The following is a 4,438-nucleotide window of genomic DNA, read 5'->3' as shown; positions in this document are numbered from 1 at the left end:
GGACAGCGCCTCCGGCGTGAGGGGCTCGTAGTCGGCCGTCGGCGTCGGGCGCCACCAGACCTCGTCGGCGCAGAGGAACGCCTCCGCGCGGAGCGAGGCTCGGTGGATCTTGTTCGTGGCGGTCGTCGGGAGGCGGTGCATCACGCGGACGAAGCGCGGGGGCATCTTCGTGCCGAGGTCGGGCTGCGCCGTCAGGAATGCGGCGAAGGCGGCGGGGTCGAAGGTCGCCCCGTCCCGCAGCGCGACCGCCGCCATCACCATGTCCCCCGCCACCGGGTCAGGCACCGCGTACACCGCGACCGCCGTCGCGTCCGCCCAGCGCGCCAGGATGTTCTCGATCACCGCGGCCGCCAGGTTCTCGCTGTCCACCCGCAGCCGGTCGTCCGTGCGCCCCGCGAAGTACAGGAAGCCCGCCTCGTCCCGGTAGAAGAGGTCCCCCGTCCAGTACCAGCCGCCCCGTCGCCGTTCCGCCTCCGCGGCCGGGTTGCGCCAGTAACCCTCGAAGGGGTTCCGCCCCTTGTTGACCAGCTCGCCTATCGCCGCGGCGCCGTTCACCAGCGTCCCCGACGCGGAGAACCGCGCCCGCTCGCACTCCTCCCCCGTCTCCGCGTCCACCACCGCCAGTTCGTCCCCCGGCGCCGCCCGGCCTATCGCGCCCTGGGGCGTGTCCGGGGTCCGCTGGATCGCCGCGCCGCCCTCGGAGGAGCCGTACCCCTCCACGAGGCGCACCCCGAACCGGGCCTCGAAGCGGGCCGCGTCGACCGCCCCCGCCTCCGTGCCGAACCCGAGCCGCAGCCCGTGCGCCCGGTCGTCCGGGCCCTCCGGGGTGGCGAGCAGGTACTGGACCGCCCGCCCCACGTACGTGAAGTACGTCGCCCCGAACTCCCGTACGTCCGACAGGAAGCCCGACGCCGAGAACCGGTCCCGCAACGCGATCTGGGCCCCGGCCGCGAGCGCCGGCGCCCAGTCGGCGATGACCGCGTTCCCGTGGAACATCGGCATGCACACGTAGTGGACGTCGTCCCGCTCCACCCCGAAGTGCGCGACCAGCGACGCGGCGGCCGCCGCGAGCCGCCCCTGGCTGCAGATCGCCGCCTTCGGCGCGCCGGTCGAGCCGGAGGTGAAGTACAGCAGCATCCGGCTCCCGGGCCGCACCGGCCGGACCACCGCCTCGCCCGGCTTCGCGCCCTCGTACGGCGCGAGCAGTTCCCCGTACGCGTCGGTGTCCGTCACCAGCACGCGTACGCCCGGCAGGTCGAGGCCGTCGAGCAGGGGAAGGTACGCGCGCTGGGTGACCAGGACCCGGCAGTCGGTGTGCACGATGTCGCGGGCCAGCTCCGCGCCCCGCCGGGTGGGGTTGATCCCGGCGACGGCGGCCCCCGCGAGGGCCGCCGCGCTCAGCCAGAGCGGGAACTCCGGCGTGTTGTCGAGGAGCACCCCGAGGTGCGGCTCGACGCCCCGGGGCAGCAGATCGACGAGCAGCGCCGCGCGCGCGGCGGCCCCCGCGGCGACATCGTGGTGCGTGAGGACCGTCCCCCGGCTCAGGAGTCCGGTCCTCCGGTCGCCCCACTGCCGCTGGACGAGCTCCGCCACGGTCACGGTTCCGGTCCCGGTCATGCGGCGGACGGTAACTGACTACACGTCAGAACTGAACATCCGAGCAGGCGTAGAACGCGTTCGCCGTGTCCGCGATCGTCCACACCGCCAGGATCAGGTGCCGACCTGTCTTGCCCGCCGGGATGGTCCCAGCGTGCGAGAGCGTGGCCGGCGGCTGCTGGCTGTTGTACGGGACGGTCAGGAACGGCTGGGAGTCGAGCGCGGCCCGGGTGAGCTTCTGTCCGGGGTTCCAGCCGTTCTTGGTGATGTAGTACTTGAAATCGGTGGTGCGGTGGCGGGCCGTGAACTGCCAGCGGAAGGTGTAGCTCTGGCCCGCGGTGACCCGGGTGGTGGGCCAGGCGCCGCCGCGGGGGTCGTCGAGCTGGGCGAACTGGCTGAGCCCGGCGGAGCAGATCTGCCCGTCCGCCGGCCCGGCCGCCGGGAAGCCCTTCGGACCCTCGACCGACTGCGGCTCCCATTGGATGGGGCCGCAGTTGGCCACGGTGCCGTTCTGGCAGAGCTTCTGCCTGCTGATCGGGGAGTCGGTGTAGCCGTGGCCGGTGGCGCTGCCGGAGGAGAGGAACGTGACGCCGGCGACGCCGAGCGCGACCGCGGCCGCGCCTATCTTGGTCTTGGTGCTCTTGCGCTTTCGCATGCTGTTGCTCCAGGAGAACGTGGGGGAGTTCTGTGGGCGGTGCTGCACGCGCGTGCGGTGGTGCCGATTCCGGTCTAGACCAAGTACCAATGTATGGACGGGACTTGAACATGTCCATACCAATCGCGACGGCTCATGCGCCCTCTCCCCCGGAACTGCGGCCCGTGTAGAAGGCCACCGTCAGGTCCTTCACCAGCGCCTTGCGCTCGTAGTCGTCCAGCTCGACGAGACCACGCGTGGTCAGCCGGTGGACCATGTCGTCCACCGCGTCCACGACGGAGGTCAGCACGCTGTCGCGGTGCTTCGCGTCGATCGCGGCGATCCGGCGGCGCCGCATCGCGGCGGCGATCTCGGGGGCGTACTCGATCCGGGTCGGCTGCGCCGAGAAGACGTCGATCCCGACCGGGGCGCACTCCGCGGAGAGCATCTTGGTGAGCGCCTCGCCGACGGCCTCCGCGTCGCGCAGGGTGGGCGCGTCCTCGTGGAACGCGTCTGCGGGGAGCTGGGACAGTACGCGTGCCATGGCTGCCTCAACCTGCTCGCGCAGGTACTCCTCGTGGTGCTCGACGCCGAGCGCGGCGCGGACGGTGTCGCGGATGCGCCAGACGACGAGGACGACGACGTTGAGCGCGGTGCCCTTCGCATCGACCGAGGGCAGCGGCTCGCTGCGCCAGTGGCGCAGCCGGACGTCCACGCGGCGGCGGAGCAGGAGCGGGCTCACCCAGAGCAGGCCGGTGCGGCGGACGCTGCCGCGGTACTCGCCGAACAGGGTGAGCACCCACGCGTAGCCGACCCGGCCGCGGCCGAGGCCGCCGAGGGAGAAGAGCGCGAGGATCACACCGAGGGTCAGCAGGGCCCACTGGCCGAGGTGGATGCCGTGGTACGGCCGCATCGGCACCCGAAGCATCCGCTCCACGGCGTCCGGGACGGCCCCGGCCCACCACAGCACGGCCGCGCACCCGGCGAGCGCGATGCCCCCTGCGACGACCCCGATCCACCCCGGCAACACCGGCCCGGGCCGCTCCCGCAGGGCGGGGTCGGCGGTGGGAGCGGGCCGGGAGGAGGCGGGGGTGGGGGTGGGTCTGGGCTTCGGCGTGGAGGCACGACCCGCGTCGATCGCGCGGCGCGCGGCAGGCGGCACGACCCCGCTCCCGAGCCCGGAGGGCCGCACATCGGCAGCCCCGAACCCACGCCCCGAAGCCTCGACCACGGCCCCCACCGACACGGTCGCCCCACCGGGCGCGAACAACGCCTCGAAGTCGAGGACGCCGGTACGGGAGGAGGACGCCGTCGGTGAGGAGGTGTCGCCCGAGGCGGCGGACGGGATGACGGAGGCGTCGTGCGGCGCGACCGGTGCGTCGGAGGCGTCGCGCGACGCGGGCGCGCGAGGCGGGAGCGGTGACGCGGAGGCGTCGCACGGCGCGTTCGACAGGGCGGACGCACCCGGCGCGGGCGCAGGCTCGGAGGCGTCGAGCGAGGCGAGCGGGGAGCCGGAGGCGTCACGCCGCGCGTCGGTCAGCGCGGATGCGCCCGGCGCGGGCGCAGGCTCGGAGGCGTCATGCGAGGCGAGCGGGGAGCCGGAGGCGTCATGCGGCGCGGACGCGAGCGAGGGCTCGGAGGCGTCATGCGAGGCGGAAGCATCGTGCTCGGCGACGCCCGGGACGCCGCCCGGACGCGGCGCGCTCGCTGACGCGGCATCACGCGACGCCGCAGGAGGCGCTGCGACCTTGCGGGGCAGGTTCATTGACGCACGCTCACTCGGCGCGGCCGGTGACGCGACGACGTAGCAGTGTGCGAGCGGCGCCCCGGAGGCGTCCTGCGACGCCCTCGTCGACGCCGTGGCGTGTGGCGCCTGGGGCGACACGGCGGCGTCGTGCGGCGTGCCGACCGGCACGGAGGCATCACCCGCCGCCACCGGCGACGCACCCGCGTCGCGGGGCGCGGCCCGGTCCGCGCCGACACCCGTACCGATGGCCGCCGGAACCGCGTCCGCCTCGTCCGACCGCGGGCGCCCGTCCTCCGCGTCGTCCGGTGCGAACAGCGCCTCGAAGTCGAAGACGGTGTCCGCGCCCCGCCGCGCCGTCGAGGTCGAGACGGGACCGAGCCCGGCGGGCCGGTCCGGCGCCGTCGTGCCCGGGGCGGCTCCGGCCTCCTCGTCGCCGCCGACCGCCTGCGCGCCGCGGGGCG

Annotated in this window: 3 protein-coding genes; all 3 read right to left on the bottom strand. The window is 74.5% G+C overall.

The window, feature by feature from the left end; all coding sequences use genetic code 11:
* Positions 1–1,617, bottom strand: a 1,617-nt coding sequence (locus VIU94_RS06690) for an AMP-binding protein (RefSeq protein ID WP_331908573.1), incomplete at its 3' end; no start/stop codon positions are given.
* 25 nt (positions 1,618–1,642) lie between these two features.
* Positions 1,643–2,251, bottom strand: a complete 609-nt coding sequence (locus tag VIU94_RS06685; RefSeq protein ID WP_331908571.1) for a lytic polysaccharide monooxygenase auxiliary activity family 9 protein — start codon at positions 2,249–2,251, stop codon at positions 1,643–1,645.
* Positions 2,252–2,384: 133 nt separating this feature from the next.
* On the bottom strand, positions 2,385–4,115 hold the full coding sequence (locus tag VIU94_RS06680) for an SPFH domain-containing protein (RefSeq protein ID WP_414720900.1): 1,731 nt from the start codon (positions 4,113–4,115) through the stop codon (positions 2,385–2,387).
* Positions 4,116–4,438: the final 323 nt, after the last annotated feature.

This window comes from Streptomyces sp. (assembly GCF_036566765.1).
In the GTDB taxonomy this organism is placed as follows: domain Bacteria; phylum Actinomycetota; class Actinomycetes; order Streptomycetales; family Streptomycetaceae; genus Streptomyces.
The sequence above is the reverse complement of the archived record's forward strand: the minus strand, read 5'-3'. Positions and strand labels throughout refer to the sequence as shown.

Coding starts and splice junctions, on each gene's coding strand:
- VIU94_RS06685 (WP_331908571.1), bottom strand. CDS start 2,251: ATGCGAAAGCGCAAGAGCACCAAGACCAAGATAGGCGCGGCCGCGGTC.